The sequence below is a fragment of the Cupriavidus sp. 2SB genome (assembly GCF_005503625.1).
In the GTDB taxonomy this organism is placed as follows: Bacteria; Pseudomonadota; Gammaproteobacteria; order Burkholderiales; family Burkholderiaceae; genus Cupriavidus.
Genome location: NZ_SCMX01000174.1, coordinates 1 through 1,059 on the forward strand (window position 1 = coordinate 1; position 1,059 = coordinate 1,059).

General features: G+C 61.1%; 1 protein-coding gene. It reads right to left on the reverse strand.

Features of this window, described 5'->3' with window-relative positions; translation table 11 throughout:
• Window positions 1-63 precede the first annotated feature (63 nt).
• On the reverse strand, window positions 64-1,059 hold a 996-nt coding region (locus tag FFS21_RS31895; protein WP_137928653.1), incomplete at its 5' end, for an IS256 family transposase.

Sequence of the window (1,059 nt, forward strand, 5' to 3'; positions counted from 1 at the left end):
TTTTTTTGTGTGCAGGACAGCTAGAGGCTTGCCGGTCGAATGGATTGGCAAGCCTGCATTCTCTCAGAGGTGCGGGTGGGTAAATCGGTCTTCGTACAACACTGCGAACTGATTCATGGCCGCCTTCCAGTCATGCGTTGCCATCCCCCATTTTCCAGTGATGTTGCGCAGGGCCAGCCACAACAGCTTGGTGGCAGCTTCGTCGCTGGGGAAGTGGCCTCGGGTCTTGATGATCTTGCGTAGCTGCGCGTTGATGCTTTCGATGGCATTCGTCGTGTAGATGATCTTGCGGATCGCCGGCGGGAATGCAAAGAATGGAATGACCTGATCCCAAGCCCGGCGCCAGGCAGCCGGGATCGGTGTGTACCGCTGTCCCCATTGCCCTTGCTCAAAGGCTGCCAACTCGGCCATGGCCGCTTCCGCGCTGGGCGCCGTGTAGATCGGTTTGAGCGCTGCGGCCACCGCCCGACGGTCCTTCCACCCTGCGTAGTCCAGGCTGCCCCGGATCAGATGCACGATGCAGGTCTGCAGCGTGGTGTTCGGGAATACGGCGTTTAACGCGGGCTCCATGCCCTTGAGGCCGTCGGTCACCGCAATCAGGATGTCCTGCGTGCCGCGCGTTTTAAGATCGTTGAAGACCTTCATCCAGAACTTGGCGCCCTCGGTGGTTTCGATCCATAGGCCAAGGATGTCGCGCGTCCCATCGGGCAAGACGCCGAGCGCCAGATAGACGGCCTTGTTGCGCACCACGCCGTCCTCGCGCATCTTGACCCGCAGGGCATCGAAGAACACCACCGGGTACATGATCTCGAGCGGACGGCCCTGCCATGCCGTGATCTCCTCCATCACCGAGTCGGTCACCGAGCTGATGAACTCGGGCGAAACCTCGGTGCCGTACTGCTCGACCAAAAACGCCTGAATCTCGCGAACCGTCATGCCGCGGGCGTACATGGCGATGATCTTGTCATCGAACCCCGTGAAGCGCCGCTCGTGCTTGGGGATCAAGATCGGAGCGAAGCTGCCATCCCGATCGCGCGGGATGTCCAGGCGCAGCGGCCC